The sequence below is a fragment of the Brevundimonas sp. genome, assembly GCF_041648615.1.
Lineage (GTDB): Bacteria > Pseudomonadota > Alphaproteobacteria > Caulobacterales > Caulobacteraceae > Brevundimonas.
Map to the genome: position 1 here is coordinate 39050 of NZ_JBAZOS010000007.1, position 19639 is coordinate 58688.

Sequence of the window (19639 nt, forward strand, 5' to 3'; positions counted from 1 at the left end):
CCCGTCGCGCGGCCTCGGGTCAGGGTGTCGCATGATCCGAGCCCTGAACCGCCGCCACGCCCTGACCCTGATGGGTGGAACCGCCGTCGCCGGCCTGACCGGCCTGCCCGCGTTCGCGCAGTCCGAAGACTGGACGGCGCTCGGCGCGGACGTGAAGGCCGAATTCAAATGGGCCTGGGACCACTATGTCGCCCGGGCCTGGGGCAGGGACGAGATCAATCCGGTTTCGGGGACGTCGCAGTCCTTCTTCATCGAGGGGCATGACCTCGGCCTGTCGCTGGTCGAGGCGCTGGACACCCTGTGGATCATGGAGCTGGACGAGGAATTCCAGGCCGGGGTCGACTGGGTCAAGGCCAATCTGGCCTTCGACATCGACGGCTACGCCCAGGTGTTCGAGACCAATATCCGGCTGGTCGGCGGCCTGCTGTCGGCGCATCTGGCGTGCGGCGATCCGGTGCTGCTGGACAAGGCGAAGGACCTCGCCGACCGGCTGATGAAGGCGTTCGACGCTTCGCCGCACGGCCTGCCGTACCGCTATGTGAATCTGAAGACGGGGGCGGTGCGGGATCCGGAAACCAATCTCGCCGAGATCGGCACCTATGCGACCGAGTTCGGCCTGCTGGGCCAGCTGACGGGCGACGACCGATACTATGCGGCGGCCAAGCGGGCGATGAAGCACGCGCTCGACATGCGGTCGGACAAGGGGCTGATGGCGGCGAACATCCACGCCGAGACGGGTCAGTTCACCAGCCGCAACGCCTCGATCGATGTCTATGCCGACAGCTTCTACGAATACCTCTGGGACAGCTGGGAGATGTTCGGCGACGCCGAGATGAAGCGCTGGGCCGAGGAATGTCTGGGCGCGATGATCGCCCATCAGGGCCGCCGCTATGACGGCCGGCTGTGGTTCCCGATGGTCGACTATGAGACCGCCGAGGTGACCGGGACGTCGCAGACGGTGCTGGGCGGCTATCTGGCCGGGCTGCTGGGGCAGGTCGGGCGCAAGGCCGAGGGCGACGACTTCCTGGCCAGCTATACGGAGATGCAGGCGCGCTACACCGTCATCCCCGAGTCGATCGAGGTGACGACGGGGACGGCCCGCGGCAAGCGCACCGGCCTGCGCCCCGAGTTCGCCGACGCCTGCCTGAACCTCTGGCTGGGCGACCGGGACGAGCGGTATCGGGCGCTGACGGCGGTGCACTATCGGGCGATGAAGGAGACCTCGAAGGTGGCCCATGGCTACACCTCGCTGGCCGACATCACGACCCGGCCGATGACCCAGGGCGACAACTGCCCGGGCTACTGGTGGTCGGAGCAGATGAAATACTACTACCTGATGTTCGCCGAGCCGAAGCGGGTGGACCTGAACCGGCTGGTGCTGAGCACGGAGGCGAATGTGTTGAGGGGGTTTGTGAAGGCGTGAGTTCACCTCCCCATTCGCGGAGGCGAATGGGGAGGACAGAGCGCCGATCACTTTGTCATCCCGGACGTCGCGAAGCGGCGATCCGGGACGGAGTGCGCCCAACCGGTGACCTCCCGGAAATCGCAACGCGATTGTCCGGGAGACGGCTCGCCGCCGCACCTGTCCTGACCTGTCTCCCGGACAGCGGCTAACGCCGCTTCCGGGAGGATGACATCCCGGCGCCGAGCGTCCCGGATCGCCGCCTTGCGGCGTCCGGGATGACAAGGTCCAGTGCTAGTTCGCCGGATACCCCGTCATCGAATACGGTCGCGCCTCCGCGCTGACGCCCCACGTCATGTTCGGCTCGGCCCCCATGACGAAGCGCAGCTCGCCGCCCGCCGTGATCTCGTCATGGCCGATCCAGGTCCGCTCCAGAGGCTGGCCGTTCAGGGTCACCGACTGGATGTAGGGATGATCCTCGGCCAGCCCCTCGGTGACGATGGCGAAGCGCTTGCCGCCGGGCAGGTTCAGCACCGTGCGGTCGGTGAACGGGCGGCCGATGACATACTGGTTCGAGCCCGGGGTGACCGGATAGAAGCCCATGGCCGTGAACATCAGCCAGGCCGACATCTGGCCGACGTCGTCATTGCCGGCGAGGCCGTCGGGGCGGGCGTGGTACTGGCTGGCGACGATCTGGGTCAGTCGGGCCTGGGTGCGCCACGGGGCGCCGGCGTAGACGTACATATAGCCGGTGTGGTGGCTGGGCTCGTTGCCGTGGATGTACTGGCCGATCAGGCCGGCGATGTCCTCGGCGTGGGAATAGTCGAGGCCCGTGTTGTCGAAGTCGAACATGGCGTCGAGTTTGGCCACCGTCGCCGCGTCGCCGCCCATCAGGCCGACCAGACCGCCCAGGTCCTGGGGCGCGAACCACGAATACTGCCAGGCGTTGCCCTCGGTGTAGTCCGAGCCGTAGTTGATGGCGGTCGGGTCGAAGGGGGTGCGGTATTCGCCGTCGGCCTTGCGGGCGCGGACGAAGCCGGTCTGGACGTCGAAGGTGTTGCGCCAGGCGCCAGCACGGCGGTCGAACTGGGCCTGGATGTCGCCCCGGCCCAGCCGCTCGGCCATGCGGGCGATGGTCCAGTCGTCATAGGCGTATTCGACGGTCTTGGAGGCGGCCTCGGGCTCGCGGTCGATGGGGACGTAGCCGAGGTCCATATAGTCGCCCAGCCCGCCCCAGGGCCGGTAGGTCGCGCTGGCCGTCATGGCGTTCAGGGCCGCGGCGCCGTCGATGCCGGGGATGCCTTTCAGGTACGCGTCGGCGATGACCGGCACGGCGTGATAGCCGATCATGGTCCAGGTCTCCTGACCGTGGAACGACCAGACGGGCAGGATGCCGTAGGGGCTGACCTGTTGGGCCGCGATCAGCGAGTTGACGATGTCGGCGTTGCGCGCCGGCGGGGCGACCAGGGTCAGCAGGGGATGTTCGGCGCGGAAGGTGTCCCACAGCGAAAAGGTCGAGTGGACGGTGAAGTCGGACGCGTGCACCGCATTGTCCGGCCCGCGCCAGCGGCCGTCGGCGTCGCCATGGACCGAGGGCGCGATCAGGGCGTGGTAGAGGGCGGTGTAGAGGGTGGTCCGCATCTCGGGCGCGGCCTCGATCTGGACGACGTCCAGCGCCTCCTCCCAGGCCTTGCGGGTGGCGGCGCGGACGCCGTCGAAGTCGAAATCACCGCCCTCGGACTCCAGATTGCGGATGGCCCCGGCCTCGTCGACCGACGAGACGGCGACCTTGACCAGCAGCGGCCCGGCGATCTCGCCGAAGTCGAAGGCGGCCTCGAGCTGGCGGCCCTGGACCTGGTCGCGGTCGGCGGGGGTGCGGCCCGGCTGGCGGAAGCCGTTGTAGGGGATGGCCTCGTCGCGGTCCTTCAGCTCATGGCCGACCATGGGGCGCGAGAAGCGCATGGCGAAATAGAGCTGCCGCGCCGGGGCCCAGCCGCGCGTCTCGCGGAAGCCGGTGACCGTGCCGTCAGGATGCAGACGGATGCGCGACCACAGCACCTTGCCCGGATAGTCGTAGATGGAGCCGCGGAAGTCGAGCAGCACCCGGGCCGGGGCGCCGCGCGGGAAGCTGTAGCGATGCAGGCCGACGCGGACGCCCGCGGTCAGTTCGGCGCGCACGGCCGAGTCGGTCAGGCTGACGGCGTAATAGCCGGGCTCGGCGGTTTCAGAGGCCTTGCTGTAGCGCGAGCGATAGCCCGAGCCGGGCTGGTCGGCCGCGCCGGGATCCCATTTCAGCTCGCCCGAGATGGGGGTGATCAGCACGTCGCCGAGGTCGGAATGGCCGGTGCCCGAGAAATGGGTATGCGAGAAGCCCATGATGGTCGGGTCGTCGTAACGGTAGCCCGAGGCCCAGTGATAGGACTGGCGGAACGGGCGGTAGTCGGTGTCGGGGCTCAGTTGCACCATGCCGAACGGCGCGACCGCGCCGGGGAAGGTGTGACCCTTGCCGGCCGTGCCGATGAAGGGATCGACGGCCTCGAACGGGGTCGGGAGGGGCGCGGGCGCCTCCTGCGCGGTCGCGCACCCCGCCAGCGCCATGGCCAGTATCGCCGCCAAGATCGTGTTTTGGCCGATCCACCGCATGAAACGCCCCTCCGCAATGATGCGGCGGAGCCTAGGCAGGATGTGGGGAAGAGGGAAGGACGATGGTGGGTGATGTAGGGTTCGAACCTACGACCCGCTGATTAAGAGTTATTTTCTTGGCCGTCCGGCGCTGTTCGGGTTTGTCGAAAACCCCTTGTGTGACAAGACTTTTCTGTCCAGCATCGTCCGGTGGTTTCCGGGGGTATGTCCCGCATTCTGTTACCCGGGGTAACGGCTTGTGGAGCCCGCTGGTACCCATTCAGGAGGACCCGATGGCGGGCGCGGTAGGGCTGACGGACGCGAAGATTAGGGGCCTCCAAGCACCTGACGCGGGCCGGATCGAGGTGGCGGACAAAGTCGTTTCCGGCCTCCGCATCCGGGTGGGCACCTCCGGTGCCAAGACCTTCATTCTTCGAAAGCGGATCGGGGGTCGGATTGCCAACGTCACGGTTGGTCGATTTCACGACCAGCGGTTCACCCTGACCGACGCGCGCAAGAAGGCGCGGACTCTGCTTAATGATATTGAAGGCGGTGGCGACCCGAGAGGCGAGACCCGTAGAATGACTGGCGGGGGAGCTGGCACCATTCGGGCGCTGTTTGACGACTATAAGAGAGCGAAGGCCGGCAAGCGCTCGAGCTCCGAAGTCGAGCGCATATTCAACAAGTACGTCCTGCCGGAGATTGGGGACCGGCTGGCGGACAGCGTCAGCCGCGCGGAGGTGACTCGGCTAATCGACGGTGTGGCGGCCGGCGGCAGCAGACCAACGCCGGTCATGGCGCGCGCTGTCGCGGCCCAGCTTAGCGCCTTCTATTCTTGGGCTATGCCGCGCCTTCATCGGCTTGAGGTCAATCCATGCCGCGACGCCGGCAAGCCTGACAAACCAAAGGCGCGCGAACGAGTGCTGAGCAATGGCGAGCTTAAGGCCCTGTGGACTGTGCTTGAGGGCGAAGGGCTGCCGTGGGGACCGTCCGTCAAGCTGTTGGTCCTGACGGGGCAACGCCGCGATGAAGTCTTCAGTGCGGATCGTGCCGAATTCGATCTAGAGGCGAAGCTGTGGACCATCCCCGCCGACCGGGCGAAGAACGGCAAGGCGCACCTTGTCCCTCTGTCCAACGCAGCCGTTGCGATATTGGAGGCCGTGCCGGTGATCGACGGCAGCGCCAAGCTGTTTCCCTCCCGCGCCGACCCGGAACGGGGTGCGTCCGGCTTTAGCAGGGCGCTGGCGCGGATCACCGCGGATATGGTGAAGGAGCTGACCGGCGACGCTAAGGAGCCGGCAATAATCGATCACTTCACCCTCCACGATCTGCGACGGACCATGGCGACGGGCTTGCAACGCCTCGGCGTCCGGCTGGAGGTCACAGAGGCGGCCCTCAATCACATCTCGGGGACGCGAGGCGGTCTTGCCGGTGTCTATCAACGGCACGACTTCCTCGATGAGAAGCGACATGCTCTGGACGCTTGGGCCGCCGAGGTCGGACGGATCGTGACGTCGAATGGGTGCAGTGAAGTGGCAAAGCTTCATGCGTAGGGCCGAGAAAATTGAGGGCACGGCGTTCACAAGGCGGAAGTCCACCCACGATGTCGCCGAGACCTCGGAGGAGTTTTTAGAGGTTTTCCAGCAGATGAGTGAGTGGGCCGAGGACCCGTGGGCGTCGCATCGGGAACATGTCGAGGCCGCACGAGAAGCGTTGGCGTTAGAGCTCGCGAGGAAGCCCGCGAAGTACCGGTTCAAGCCGCGGGAGGAAGCAGGCTGGTATCTTCACCGTCTGGTGGTGCTTGGCCGCCTTGTTCAGGACTATATCGACCAAGGAGAGCCTTCGTGGGCGGCCCACGAGGCGGCGCTGTTCGGCGAGACGTTCAGCGAACTACAGATGAAGCTGGCGCGCGAGGAGCTCTTCCTGCTGGGGAAAAAGACCTTGGACGAGCGAGCTGCGGGGGGCGCGGCGACTCGGAAAGGGTCTGACGAGGGACGGGTCGATAAGGTGCGCCATCATCTGGCCAAGGGCGACAAGCTCACAGAGGCCTATGTGAACGCGGCGCGTGACCTTCAATGCGGCGTCTCAACAGTGCGTGGTGCCTGGGCCAAACGGGCGAAAGGTGCGGACGCTACCGACTAGCACGATAGCGTCCGACTAGGTGCTTGGCCGTCCGAAGCGAGACGGAGACGGCCATGCAAAAATTACTGAGACTTCCCCAGGTTATCGAGCGCACGTCCCTGCGACGGTCGACCATTTACGAGATGATGGGAAAGGGCAGCTTTCCCAAGCCCGTTAAGTTGAACCTGCGCTCCAACGGCTGGCTGGAAAACGAAATCAGTGACTGGCTGAAGAGCCGGATTGCCGAGCGCGGGGCTATGTGATGGAGCCGCGTAGCCCGGACGTTGAACCGAAGTGCCCTTTCTGGCGGGGCTGGAACCTCCCGCCCCCGGACCTGGGCGCGAAAAACCCCGGCTCGCTGGCGGGCGAAACCGGGGTTCGGATCGAGTGTCCAAATAGTGATCGTGAACAGGGACAACCCTACACCGTCGCGGTGGTGCTGTCATGAACGTTGCGAAAGGGCTTCGTTCGACTGCAGTAACCCCTGCCGCTGTCGTCGCGAGCGATCCGACGTCCTCCCGCTTTATTGACCTGATGGCTTGGGTTGACCGTGAACCGCCGGACCGCGACTGGCTGATTCCCGATCTCATTCCCGCGGGTTGTGTAACAGCTCTCTACGGCGACGGCGGTTCCGGCAAGACCATGCTGGCACTTGATTTGATGGTGGCAATGGCTTCCCGGCAGAAATTGTGGCTGGGCCAACTGCCCCGTGGCTGGCGTTCTGTTGGCCTGTTCGCGGAGGATGACGGCGACGAGCTCGTACGGCGGTTGCGGCGAATCTGTGACGCTAGGGGAGTGCCGTTTGATCAGATCGCCCCCTACATCAGCGCGCTACCCGGCGTGGGCCTCGACACGATCTTGGCCCTCTACGCCGAAACCGGCGAGCTGGTCCTGACGGCGCTCATGCACGATCTTCTGGAACGGGTGAAGTCGGAGGGGGCGTCCCTTCTGGTCATCGACTATGCGGCGGCGGTGTTCGGCGGCAATGAGCTGGACCGGCATCAGGTGTCGGACTTCATGCGGAAGCTGAATGCCTGTGCGCGGCAACAGGATATTGCGATCCTGTTGTTGGGTCATCCGTCCGTCGATGGCATGAAGGGAGGGCGCGGGACATCCGGCTCCACCGCCTGGCGCAATCAAGCACGGTCGTTCCTTCACCTCATTGTCGATGACGTCCAGGGTGATCCCGACAAGCGGTGCTTGCTGACCCTGAAGCATACCAAGAGCAACTACGGCCGCGCCGGCCGGACCTACAACTTGGCGTCCGACGGTAGCCGTTTCGACATTCTGGAAGCGCCTGTCCGACGAGCAAAAGGTCTTCGCCTGTCCCCCGCCCAGACAATCGCCATGACGGCCCTGAAGAAAGCCACTTCTGAGGCTGGTGCGCCCTCGCCTGGAGGGCCGGTCCCGCTTGATGCTGCTGGTACTACTCTGACTCTCTGGCGCGAGTATTCTTACAGTATGGGCATCAGTCCGACCGACAACGGTGAGGCCCGCAAAAGGGCATTCAGCCGGGCTGTCAAAGACCTTCAATCAAAAGGTGTGGTCGGTACCCACGGCCCGTTCGCGTGGGTTATTGAGACGGAACAATGAAGGGACTGATTGTCCCGAGGAACATGTCCCGCGGGGGACAACCGGGACACCCCCTATAGGGGGTGTGTCCCGTCTGCCCCGCCACTCCTCGCGTCCGGTTTAGCCGCTCCGCTCGAGGTGACTTGGCCGCCTGATATCGTGCTTCGACGGACGACAGCAGGATTGCGAAGCGCTGCGAGCGACGTCCCCGTAGTGCTGAAGACGACCTCAAATCACATGTAGCGCAAGGTCTCGACCACCGCTCTGAACAAGGACCCCTATCGCGATAGACGAGCCGCTCCTGCTCATGGGGCTGACAACCACGCCTATCTCAGGCCCTCGAAACTGTAGCGGGCCACGCGGGGCAGCCAGAACGCTATTTTGGAAACCGGGTCGCCGGGACTGGCGTCGAGAGACTCGACGAAGATCCGACCGAGGGATCCGGAGGCACCGTCACCGGAGATCTGTTCGCGCCAACCTGAGCTGACTGCGGTCGATCCCAACATGGACCGGACGGCCTTGAGGATGGCAGCGGCCTCGGCGGTCTGGCTGATCACTAGGGCCAGCAGCGCCATGGGGATCCGGAACTCTCCCGCTGCGCCAACCGCATCGCCCTCGAGCCGCTGACGATCCCCATCAGAGATCTGTGCCTTGAGTAGACGATAGGTGTTGGAGAAGCGCTTCGCTGCCCGGGGCGTTCGCAGGAAGGCGTGAAGAGTGCTTGAGAAGTTCGCTTCCCCAGCCGTGATGCGCAGTGCTTCCATTGTCAGCCCTTCGATCGGTTCGGGCACCGAGGTCCCTGATGGCGCGACTCGATTGGGAGCGTCGGCACCACCGGGATCCGGATCAGTCCCCGCCGACGCCGAAGCCGTCATCGGCACCAGCCCAATCTGCGCCTCTCCAATGATCGGCGGCAGGGCGTCGGTCGAAAGATCCGGCGTGGCCTCGAGCAGGCTGCCCATTAATCGACCAAAACCAGCTTCCGACATCGGCCTGAGCGCCAGCGGGATCTGGAAGATCTTCTCGAGAAAATCTTGGGGCGTCGCTCGCCGGCCGACAAGTTCGGCCGCAGTGTCCTTAGCGTCCAATCTCTCGGGAACACTGGCCAAGGCGCGGTGCTCGCTGGCCAACGCGTGAGAGAGCCAGCGTGGATCGACGCCGACGACGACCACGAACAGGGGGAAGGCCAAGAGCAGATGCACCGCCTCCAGCACATCAACCACCTTCTTCGCCTCGCAGCGATCCAGATCGTCGATATACAAAACGATCCGGTCAACGCGGCGATGGCCTTCGATCGGGGGGGATTGCAGGCGCTCGACTAGATCCTCGAAATCCTTGCGGATCGTCGCCATGACGCCGAGGTGTTTGCGGTAGTCGTCCGAGCCTGTGCGTTCGGCGAGAAATCGTTTGAGCGAGCGACCGTCCTTTAGGGCCTCGATGCGGGTTTCTAGCCCGGCGACTCGCTCCTCGGCGACCCGGAGGCGCACTGCGACCGCCTCCTCTTGGCCCCTTAAGCGTGCCAGTGCGGCTTGGAGATCCAGTTCCTTCTTGGTCGGAGTTGCGCGTCTCTCCTCGATCGCGCGGTCGATCGCCGCCTTGGCGTTCTCCAACCGCTTTAGGTGGCCACTCACCACCTTCAGTGCTTTCAACAGCAGCGGCGCGCCGCCGGCGGCCAGGGTCAGGGCCGCCGTGGCGAAGCCGACGACCGAGGCGAGCTCGGCCCGAACGAAGCCTACGCCCCACGCGATCAGCGGCGGCACCAGCACGAGTGCGGCCAAGAATGCGATCGACCAAGGCCACACTCCCGGGTTTGTCAGGGCGCGCGCCAAGCCGATCGCTCGTCCGCCGAGGCTGTTTGCCTGACGTACTACGGCCTGCAGATCCTCGATCTGGGTTAGGGCCGATGGGGCACCGAGGTCTTCAAGCGCTTGGTCGATGGCGGCTTTCAGCTGGGGATCATTGAAGATCTCGCGAACGCTCTGAAGCTTTAGCTGGGTCAGCTTGACCTCGGCCGTCTCGCGCTCGAACTGGAGGGCCTGAAGCTGCTCTTCCCGGCTGCGCACCGCCTCTACCGCATTGAGCCTCTCGCTCTCCAGTGCGGCCGTCTCTGCCCGGGCGCTCTCCAGCTCGGAGATTAGGGAGGCTGCCTGGCTTTCCGCTGTGGCCTGCGGCGACACATGGTCTGACAGGCTCTGCAATATGTGTGAAACAAGGCTGGCCCACAGATTGCCGTCTGCATAGTGCCAAGCGTTGAACTCGATTTGGACCACCTCCTGACAGAAGCGCTCGGGATACCGTGTCCTGAGCTCCCCAGTCGCGATCCGCATGGCTCGCATGAAGAAGCTCTTGCCCATGCCCCAGTCGCCAAACAAACCGACGGCCAGCGGCGGCCTCAGTTCGCGCGCGAGCATCACCGCCGTCACCGCCTCTACATCGCGTCGGATGTCGAGGTAATCAGGGGAGCCGTCCAAGGTATCGGAATCGTAGCCAGCAATCCGCACCGCGCCGTCCAGGTCATTCGAAGGCGGACGCATAAGTCGGTCAAGATCGGCTAGGGTGGGGACGAGCTGGGGATCGCTCGCCGCCAGCTCGCTGAGCACGATCGATGCATCGGGGTCAGATGAGATGATGCCGAACAGCAACTCGGCGCACCTCTCAAGGAACGCCTGGTCGGCTTGGGCGGCAACCCGCACGATCCTGTTGACACAGTTCGACGGGGATTGGGCAATCCGCAAGGCCTCGCTGGCAATGCTGATCGGGAGATTGAAGGTCAGGGCGTCGATGACCAGTGGCGCGAGGCCTTCCGACGCCAGACGTTCGGCGACCACCACCGCCAGCGATGGATCGGGCCGGATCTTGAAGAACTGGATCGCGGCCTCCGGCTCATCGGATCTGAGGGCTCGCTCCAGCCTGGGACGCACGGTCTGCGGTTGGTCCGTAAACAGCAGTTGGGCGGCGAGCCGCACCTCTTCGACCGGGTCTTCGAAGGCCCGGATCGCGACGCGGCGGCCGAGGTCCGGCGCTCGCCGCTCGAGAGCCTCGAGCAGCCAGAAGCGCGCGGGTGCATAGGGCTCGCGGACGTAGTCAACATGATGCGCGGCGAAACGCTCGACCGCGGGAGAGCCGCCGGTCAGTTCAACCAAGGTGCTGAGCAGCCAGCTTCGAGCCGACGCTATGCGCTCATCGGTGGGGGTCTCCGGATGAGTCCCTGACTGAAGGAGTTGGATCTGCTCCACTAGTTCTGCAAGCAGTCCTGGAGACGGCTCGGTGCCGCTGGCAAGGAGGTCGCTGACAGCGCGGCGTCGCGCTCCGTCGTCGCCGTTAAGCAGGATCCCAATCAGAGGATGCCGTAAAGGAATGAGGGGGATCAAGCGCAGCAGCTCGGGGAAATCCGTCCGCCAACTCTCCGGATAGAGCTGCAGGTAGCGACGCTCGACAAATATCCGTCCCGCCCGCTCCATTATCTCCAGCGGCAGGGCGGGCCCAATCAGGACCGGGACGATCTTCTTGTCCTGCCGCACGGCCTCCAAGGCCATCGCCTCGTGTGTCGGTCCCCAGCCCTCCGACCCCAAGAAGATGACAACTACCCGCGCGGCGGCCAGCCTCTTTTGTTCAAAGGGCATCCAGGATTCGCCGATAGCGACGTCCGTACGCCAGAAATGAACCGAGCGGCCGGCGCTACGCAGGGCGTCGGCGATTTGATCGATCAGGCCCTCGCGCTCATTATAGAGAAGAAAGGCGTCCACGGAGCCGTCGGGCGCGTCGTTGTCCATGTTCAAGTTTCCCCCGCTCCGACCCTAAGGCTTGGCATGACGAATGCAATCTGAGGGGGTGAGGTGCGAGTCGAATTGACACGCTACGCGCCACGGCAATCAGCGCGGCGCAACGCCGGAACTGCGATCGAGGCAACTGTTCGAAAAGCGCCAGGAGCAGCCGTCGGCCTCCGAAAGCGGACCTACGCCAGCTCGTCCGAGAGCACTCCGGCGCGACTACCGCCCGACGGCAGTTTATGCCTCCGCGTTCCTGGCATATGCGTCCCCGGTAGCGCATGGCAGGTGATCAAGGGGGGGCTACAGGTTATCGATCAGGTTCTGGATCCGGCGGATCAGGCCAGCAACTCTTCGGCGGCTCTGCGGTGAGAAGTCCGGATATGCCGAAATAGCATAGGTCTTAAGGAATCGGGCCGTCTCGGGCGATAGGCTTGCGGTGGTCACCAAGCCATAACGTCCCCGGACCGGCAGTGTACGAGCCGCCAGCGCCTTGCCCGGCCCACGTGCGGAGATGGTCCGGATCCCGAACCAAGGATTAAGGTCCATCGCCACGCCGAGAAGCGCGCGGGCGAAGTTCTTGTCCAGTTTAGTGTGCGACCCATAGTGCTTGAGTTCGAGGCCGATGACCGGCGGTCCGGGATAGGGGCCGCCGCCGCCCAACCTGACTGTCCAACATTCTTCGGCACGGTTCAGGCTGATGTCGATCTCGTGAGAGGCTTCACTCGTTCCGCGGTGGCGCAGGCTGCTGTGCAGTTCCAGTGAACCCGAATAGTTCGCTACCGAGAAGAACCCGGCGGCGTTCGCCTTCGTCGACTGCGCCGTCGCCATGTACCCGGGGCCGCCGCGAAGGATCAGGATGGAGGTCGGATTGCCTTGGTGGTCGCAAGCCGTCACGGAGCCATCAATGCCTGCCGCAATTCGCAGGTAGAGCCACGCCTCGTAGCTTTTGCCCAAGCCCTTAGCCAAATCCGGAGTCGCTATCGCCAGCTTAGTAGCGGCAGCGAGAACGTCACTTTCGACTTGGTCCTCGAATGCGCTCATCGGATCACACCCCCCTGATCGATGGCTTCGCGGACAGTCCGGATCGACTTTCTGAAGGCTTTGCCGAAGGTCTGGAGTGCCTTGATGCGTCCGGTCCCGACCAGATTGCCGGAAAAGTCAGGGCGGCCCACCGGGGCCTCGCCCTGTCCCTCGAAGGCGATTACCTTCAGTTCGAGCTTGCGTGACAGCTGCGAGATCTCGCGAGCCATGTGCAATTCGTCGACCAGCCAGTGGTGGATGACATCTTCAATCAAGACCAACTGGAGGCGCGCATCATCGTGGGTCGGCTCCCAGCGCCAAGTTGGAAGGTCCCGGTATTCATCAGCGTCGTCCCCTATCTTGTATCGTTTGTCGGGATCGGGCCCGCACCGCAGACGATCGAGGGCGAGCCGGCCGACGTCGGAAAGTGGGCTGGAGAGCAGGCCTCGGACAATAGCTTGGACGCCCGGATGCAGGTCTTCCACGAAAGCCGCCTTTCAATCATTCAACTTGGGGGTGCCGCAATCCGTAGGTGCTGGGACACCGAAGGCAGCTCCGCCTAAAGCTCCCTTAGCAATATCTCTGCTTGAGCGAGGACCGTCTGTACCGCCTCGTCCGACAGATCCGGAGGATACCCGAACTTCTTGAGGATGCGCTTCACCAAAACCCGCATTCGAGCCCGGGCGCTTTCACGTTGGTGCCAGTCAACGGTCACATTTTGGCGCAGTTGTTCCAGAAGCTCGTGGGCGATGACGCGGAGCGTCTCGCTCCCCATGGCTTCCACTGCCGTCTCGTTTTCAGCGAGGGCGTCATAGAAGGCGACCTCTTCCGGGCTCAGGCCCTGCTCCTCGCCACGCGCTCGGGCGGCCTGCATGTCCTTGGCCAGGGCTATCAATTCCTGGATCATCTCGACGGCTGACAGCGCCCCGGCATGGTAGCGCGCGACGGCGTCTTCCAGCCGCTTCGAGAAGGTCCGGCTTTCTACGATGTTCGTCCGTGACCGGCTGGCGATCTCCCCGTTGAGAAGCTTCTTTAAGGCTTCAAGGGCGAGGTTCTTCTTCTCCATGCCCTGGATCTCGAGCAGGAACTCATCAGACAGAATGGAGATATCCGGTGACTGGATCCCGGCGACTTTCAGGATGTCGATGATCTCGGCGGATGCCATTGCCCGATCGATTAATTGCTGGACGGCCAGGGTCTTGTCCGCCTGGCTGAGCTTGCCCGTCGCGGTGCTCTTCGAGAGAGCTGCGCGCACGGCTTGGAAGAACCCGACCTCATCGCGGATCTCACGGGCGGCGTCGCTGGCGGACGCGAGCGCATAAGCCTTGCTCAGCTCGAGCACCAGGTCGAGGTAGCGCCGGTGGGCCTTCTTCTTGTCATCCAGACTGGTGACCTTGGCCGCCTCGTCTTCGGCCCATTTCAGAGCCCAATCGATGGCGCCGGCCAAGCAGGTCAACCGCTGCATCGGCGCGCCGTCGATGCCGGGCATGTAGTCAAAGCCGTGGAACATGCCGCGGACGATTTCGTAGCGCTCGATCATAGCGGCCACGGCCGCTTCCTCATCGATGCCCGTCTTTTCGCCGTCTGACTCGGTGTATTGGCCGAGCGCCTTCTTCAGGTTCTGGGCGATGCCGATGTAGTCGACGACCAGGCCGCCGGGCTTGTCCCGGAAGACGCGGTTTACGCGTGCGATAGCCTGCATCAGGCCATGTCCGCGCATGGGCTTGTCGATATACATCGTGTTCATGCAGGGCGCGTCGAAGCCGGTAAGCCACATGTCCCGAACCAGCACCAGACGCAGCGGATCTTCAGGATTTCGGGCCCGCTTGGCGAGATCATCGCGCCGGCGCTTGTTGCCGATGTGTTTTTGCCAGGTGAGGGGATCGGAAGCCGCGCCGGTCATGACGATCTTGATCGCGCCTGCGCTGTCATCATCGGAATGCCAGTCGGGTCGCAAGGCGACGATCTCATTGTACAGGTCGACGCAGATGCGCCGGCTCATACAAACGGCCATGGCTTTGCCGTCCATGGCGTCGATCCGGGCTTCAAGATGCCGGACGAGGTCGGCGGCGATCTGCTGCAACCGCTTGTGTGACCCGACCAGAGCCTCGACCGTTGACCATTTGGCTTTGGCCTTTTCGGCCTCGGTGAGGGTTTCGTCCTCGACCAGCGCCTCGATCTCGGCGTCGATCTTCGGCTTCTCGTCTTCGTCGAGTTCGATGCGGGCCAGACGGCTTTCATAATAGATCGGGACTGTCGCGCCGTCTTCGACCGCCCGGCTGATGTCGTAGATGTCGATGTAGTCGCCGAAGACGGCAGGGGTGTTGACGTCTGTGGCCTCGATCGGCGTGCCGGTGAAGCCGATGAAGGAGGCGTTCGGCATCGCCTGCCGCACGTAGTGGGCATAGCCGTAGCGCCGGACCCCGGTGGTCGGGTTGAGCTTGGAGTCGAAGCCGTACTGGCTGCGGTGGGCCTCGTCGGCGATGACGATAAGGTTGCGACGGTCGCTGAGAAGCGGGAAGGCTTCTTCCCCGCGCTCCGGCGAAAACTTCTGGACGGTGGTGAAGATTACGCCACCGGATGCCCTGCTGAGCAGACGTTTCAGGTCATCACGGCTGTCCGCCTGTTCCGGCTTCTGGCGGATCAGGTCTCGGCACAGGCCGAACGTCGAGAACAACTGATCGTCCAGATCATTGCGATCAGTCAGGATCAGCAAGGTGGGGTTTTCCAGCTCGGGAGCCTTGACCGCCAGTCCGGCGAAGAAGGCCATCAGGAAGCTCTTGCCCGACCCCTGGGTGTGCCAGACGACACCGATCTTGCGGTCGCCATCGGGACGGGTGGCGTCGATCGCTTCGCGCACCGCCTTTCGGGCACCGTGGAACTGGTGATAGCCGGCGAGGATCTTGAAAGGGCCGTCGCCGTGGTCGCCGAAGACGATGAAATCGCGGATCAGGGCCAGGAAATGTTCGCGATTGAAGACGCCCCGCAGAAGGGTCTCGAGCTCGGGAGTGCCCCGGTGCGCGAAATCTTCGCCGGTCACGGTGCGCCAAGGCATGAACCGCTCCACGTCCGCGGTCAGGGATCCGATCCGTGCCTCGATGCCGTCTGACGTTACCAGGACGGCATTGGTGCGGAACAGGTTGGGGACCTGTTCGCGATAGGTCTGCAGCTGGTTGAAGGCGTCGCCGAGGGTGGCGTTTTCGGCGGCGGCGTTCTTTAGCTCCAGCACGCCCAGCGGCAGGCCGTTAACGAACAGCACAAGGTCCGGCCGGCGATTGTGTCGGCCTTCAACGACGGTGAACTGGTTGATCGCGACCCAGTCGTTGGCGTCGACGTCGGCGAAATCGATCAACCATACTTTGTCGCTGACGAGCCGCCCGTCCGCTGCCCGGTATTCGGTGTCGAGGCCGTCGGTGAGCAGTTTGTGCAGGCGGCGGTTCTCCTCGACCAAGGAGCTGGTTTCGCTGGTCAGCAGCCGTCGGATGGCTTCATTGCGTGCCGGTTCGGGAACGTGCGGATTGAGCCTTGCCAGCGCCGCCTCGAGGCGCGGCAGCAGGATGACTTGCGAGAAGGCCTGGCGCTGCGGAGCCGGGCCGTCGGGCGCGACCGAGGTGCCGTGGAAATAGCTCCAGCCGAGCTCCTTGAGGATCTCGATACCGGCATGTTCGACGATGTCTTCGGAGAAGCCGCTCATGTCAGGTTCCTGTGGCTTCCGAGACCAACCCGAGGAGACGTGCTCGCAGCTCGTCGGCGGGAACGGCAAGGTCGACGGTGGCGAGACGGATGCGATGTCCCTGGATCAGGGCCCATTCGTCGATGTGCTGATCCACAACCGGGTAGAGCAATATCCCTTCGGCCGCGTCTGCGGTGGTCTCACCCTTGCCAGTCTGGGTCTGGAGGTAGGCGTAGAGCTGATAGAGATGGCCGTTCTTGAACATGTCCTTGCCGAATGGATTGGTCGTTAGGACATCGGCGAATTTGGTCTCGATGACTATCCGCCGCGGAGTGCCTGACCCGGCAGATCGCTGCAGAACCACATCGGCGCTCATGCCGGGCAACAGGGCCGCCAAACCCGGGCTTTCGTCAGCGACGCTCCACGCGAGGGACCTCTGCGGCGAGACGGTCCAGCCGTCGCGGCCATGTAGTTCGCACTTGTAGAGCCCCGCCACGGCCTTTTCGAAAATCCGACGAAGAAGCGCCTCGTCGCGGTCCAGCCGCGTGGTGCGCATGTCGCCTTCCGCCTCGCTCGGCAGAACCTGATCGAGTGCCAGCTCGGCGACCTTGACCATCAGTCTGTCCTCGGCGTCGTGACGCGCGATCTGGTCGCGGGCGAGTTCCGCACGCGATGGGCGTCCGGCACTGACTCCCATCTCCTCCAGTTGCCGGGCGAGGGTGCGACAGCGGCGATGAACGTCGCGGTTGGACACCTGAACCGCCATCCGCTCCAGCGCCGCCCGCACCAGCCGGTTGCGGGGCGTGTCGCAGGTCAGGTCCTCGAACCGGCAAACCACCTCGCCGCGGTTCAGGTGTTGACCAGACTCGGTCCGCAGCCAGTCGATACGGCCGCGCACCCGGTTCAAGGTGGCGACCTTGGGCTCATAGGCCCGCGAGAGATTCTGACGCAGACGGCGCTCGACCACCCAAGCCAACAGGCGGGCCATCAACTCGGGCAGGTCGGCGGATTCGTCGGCCATGCCGTCGAACCGGCGACCGAACGCTGCCAGATCGGAGGCGTACATCAGCAGCAGCCACAGATTGCGTATCGGAATGCCGACGTGACTGCGCCACAGACCGGCGGGCGGCGGGACCACCTGCGGACTGTGGATCGCCTCCATCACAGCGGGGCCACCAGCTTTGCTTTCTGGGATTTGGCTGTCGGTTCGTCGTCGTACCAGTACTCGTCGAGAAGGGGGGCGATCTCGGTTTCGACCACTGCCCGGAACCAGCCCGGCCAGTCCGCAACGCCCGCCTTCGGCGGCGTGACGAAGCTATGCCCGACACAAAATTGCGAACGCAGCCGGTTGTCCGCGGCGATGGTCGTGTTCAGTTCGCCCAGCCGCTTGGCCATCGTATCGACCAGCCCGCTCGGTGCGCCGGCTGCCATACACCAGCTGCGCCAGGCATCGTTCAGCATCGGCTCCAGCGTCCGGAAGGCGAAGCGCCGCCGCAGGGCCAAGTCGACGAGCGCCAGCGAACGGTCGGCCAGGTTCATCGTGCCGATGACGTGCAGGTTGGGCGGGATATAGACCCGCTCATCCGGCTTTCGGGGATAGGCCAGTCGGAGAGCCTCACCGGGGATACGTTTGTCGGCCTCGAGCAGGGTCAACAGCTCGCCAAGGATTTGAGCAGGATTGCCGCGGTTGATCTCCTCGATCACCAGCACGAAAACCTCCTTGGGGCGCGCCAAGGCGGCGGTGACACATTCGAGGAAGGCACCGTCAGCCAGTTGCAGCCCGCCCTTCCCGTCTTCCCCGGCGTAGGGACGCCAGCCGCGCACGAAGTCCTCGTATGACAGGGACGGCTGGAACTGCACCGCCATAACCCGGTCGGGATCCTTGGCCCCGGCTAGGGCGTAGCCCAAGCGTCGGGCCAGCCAGGTCTTGCCGGTCCCGGGTGGTCCCTGAAGCACAAGGTTCTTCTTGTGCTTCAGCAGGGCCAGCATGGCGTCGATGTCGACCTGCGGCAGAAAGCAGCCGTCGGCGACGATGTCGGCTGGCGTGTAGGGCTCCAACATGGGCCCGGTGACGACTTCCGCCGCGAGTTCCTCACCGCCGTCGGTGGCAGATGCCGATGTGACGACGCTCTGAGGTTTCCAGCGGTCGTCGAAGTCCTCGGGGAGGGCAGCAGCGTAGTCCTCACCATCTTCGGTCAATCGTAAGAGCGAGCTTCCGCCAACCGTCTCGACGCTGAACAGGTCGGTGGCCACTAGCCACTGGATAAGCTCCTGCCCCGATCGCGGAGTTTTCCAGGTCGGAAACTGCTCCTGTAGCTCGCTGGCCAAAGCTTGCATCAGGACGCCGTCCGGATGCTTGAGCATCAAGCGAAGGAGGAGCCCGGCACCCAGCACGCGGCCAATCAACGGACCACGCAGCGCGTGAACGGGAACGGCGGCATTGAGCACTTCAAGGCCACGGCTCGTCGGCCGATATCCGCCATCGCTGAGCTGTAGCAGGCCCAGTCCGCCCATAGCCTGCGACAGCACAATCGACGCGCTGCCCTCGTTCAGGTTGGGCGCGGCGGTGCGGATAACGTCAATCACGTCCAGACGGCTGAGGCCCTGCTCGCACTCGCGGAGCATAGTCAGCAGCACCGTCATGTTATCCTTGACGAACACTAGGCTCGGCCGTTGGAGCGCTGCGGGCATCAGGGAAAAGGCGGGAACGTCGCTCGGCGTGCGGCCCATTCCGACGACTTCAAGGGCCCCCTGTTCTGGAGTGCCGAAATTCGTCTCCCAAAGGTACCAGCTGAACATGGCGTGATCGACGTCGGTGCCGCCTAGGCCCTCCAGCGCCTCGCGCAGTCGAGCGCGGATCAGGGGGTTCTGACCGACCCAGCTGGTGGCGGCTTTGCCCGCGCCCGCCAAGCCCAGCACCTGATAGGTCCGCCGGTCATCCATCAGGCAGGTCATGTGCCGGGGGTAGAGCGCGGCGAGCAGGCGGGCGATGCGAGCGCGCGGGCGCTTCTCCGTGTATTTCGGCCTGACCCGGTCGAGGATGGAATCATAAGCGGTCTGAATAGCAACCGCCGCCGCCAGCGGATCATCAGGCAGACCTTCGTCGCGAAGCTTCAGCAGGAGGGCGGCCAAATCGGAGTCCTGATAGGCACCCATGACCGTGACCGCCGAGCCAGGCCCGATACCGCTTATGCCGGAGGACTCCCAAAGGCTCTGCTGGAAGGCCGGCGTGACCCAGACATCAGCGGGGGCGTCCTGCACCGACGCCACCCGTTCCGCATAGGATTGTCGCCAAGCTTGGCCCCGCGTGTCGCCATAGACGTTCTGGAAAACGGCGTAGGCCTCTCGCAGGGCGGTGGTATCTAGTGTCTGGCTCATCCGGAAACTTTCTGTTCCGTGACCCCGTCTGCGCGAGGAGACTTGAACCTTGGGTGCGGGAGCCCATCAAGGGGCCCGCCG

Annotated in this window: 12 protein-coding genes; 5 read left to right on the top strand and 7 right to left on the bottom strand. The window is 64.3% G+C overall.

What is annotated here, in order from left to right:
- Window positions 1–31 precede the first annotated feature (31 nt).
- Window positions 32–1423: a glycoside hydrolase family 47 protein gene (locus WC555_RS04960; RefSeq protein WP_373251697.1), complete on the top strand. Its 1392-nt coding sequence runs from the start codon at window positions 32–34 to the stop codon at window positions 1421–1423.
- A gap of 273 nt (window positions 1424–1696) precedes the next feature.
- Here WC555_RS04960 and WC555_RS04965 read toward each other — a convergent pair whose 3' ends face one another.
- Complete coding sequence (locus tag WC555_RS04965; protein ID WP_373251699.1) at window positions 1697–4018, bottom strand: GH92 family glycosyl hydrolase; 2322 nt, start codon at window positions 4016–4018, stop codon at window positions 1697–1699.
- A gap of 299 nt (window positions 4019–4317) precedes the next feature.
- On the opposite strand from WC555_RS04965, the gene WC555_RS04970 reads away from it, so the two are divergent.
- The 4 genes from WC555_RS04970 to WC555_RS04985 all read left to right on the top strand — a co-directional run bounded on the left by WC555_RS04970 (window position 4318) and on the right by WC555_RS04985 (window position 7738).
- The gene (locus WC555_RS04970) at window positions 4318–5577 is read left to right on the top strand and encodes a tyrosine-type recombinase/integrase (protein ID WP_373251700.1); all 1260 of its coding nucleotides are present in this window, start codon (window positions 4318–4320) and stop codon (window positions 5575–5577) included.
- Entirely contained in the window at window positions 5543–6166 is a 624-nt protein-coding gene (locus tag WC555_RS04975) for a hypothetical protein (RefSeq protein WP_373251702.1), read from the top strand. The genes WC555_RS04970 and WC555_RS04975 overlap by 35 nt, the downstream gene beginning before the upstream one ends.
- 53 nt (window positions 6167–6219) lie before the next feature.
- Entirely contained in the window at window positions 6220–6408 is a 189-nt protein-coding gene (locus tag WC555_RS04980) for a helix-turn-helix transcriptional regulator (protein ID WP_373251704.1), read from the top strand.
- Between the two features lie 181 nt (window positions 6409–6589).
- Window positions 6590–7738 carry an AAA family ATPase gene (locus tag WC555_RS04985; RefSeq protein WP_373251707.1) on the top strand — a complete coding sequence of 383 codons (1149 nt, stop codon included), beginning with the start codon at window positions 6590–6592 and terminating at the stop codon, window positions 7736–7738.
- 305 nt (window positions 7739–8043) lie between these two features.
- Here WC555_RS04985 and WC555_RS04990 read toward each other — a convergent pair whose 3' ends face one another.
- The 6 genes from WC555_RS04990 to WC555_RS05015 form a co-directional block, all read right to left on the bottom strand.
- Window positions 8044–11490: a P-loop NTPase fold protein gene (locus tag WC555_RS04990; RefSeq protein ID WP_373251709.1), complete on the bottom strand. Its 3447-nt coding sequence runs from the start codon at window positions 11488–11490 to the stop codon at window positions 8044–8046.
- Between the two features lie 297 nt (window positions 11491–11787).
- Complete coding sequence (locus WC555_RS04995) at window positions 11788–12528, bottom strand: hypothetical protein (protein WP_373251710.1); 741 nt, start codon at window positions 12526–12528, stop codon at window positions 11788–11790.
- Window positions 12525–12992, bottom strand: coding sequence for a hypothetical protein (locus WC555_RS05000; protein WP_373251712.1), 468 nt, complete (start codon window positions 12990–12992; stop codon window positions 12525–12527). Before WC555_RS05000 ends, WC555_RS04995 begins: the two co-directional genes overlap by 4 nt.
- Window positions 12993–13066: 74 nt before the next feature.
- Entirely contained in the window at window positions 13067–16201 is a 3135-nt protein-coding gene (locus tag WC555_RS05005; protein WP_373251714.1) for a type I restriction endonuclease subunit R, read from the bottom strand.
- A 1-nt stretch (window position 16202) separates the two neighbouring features.
- Complete coding sequence (mcrC, locus tag WC555_RS05010; protein WP_373251715.1) at window positions 16203–17342, bottom strand: 5-methylcytosine-specific restriction endonuclease system specificity protein McrC; 1140 nt, start codon at window positions 17340–17342, stop codon at window positions 16203–16205.
- Complete coding sequence (locus WC555_RS05015; protein ID WP_373251717.1) at window positions 17342–19558, bottom strand: McrB family protein; 2217 nt, start codon at window positions 19556–19558, stop codon at window positions 17342–17344. The genes mcrC and WC555_RS05015 overlap by 1 nt, the downstream gene beginning before the upstream one ends.
- Window positions 19559–19639: the final 81 nt, after the last annotated feature.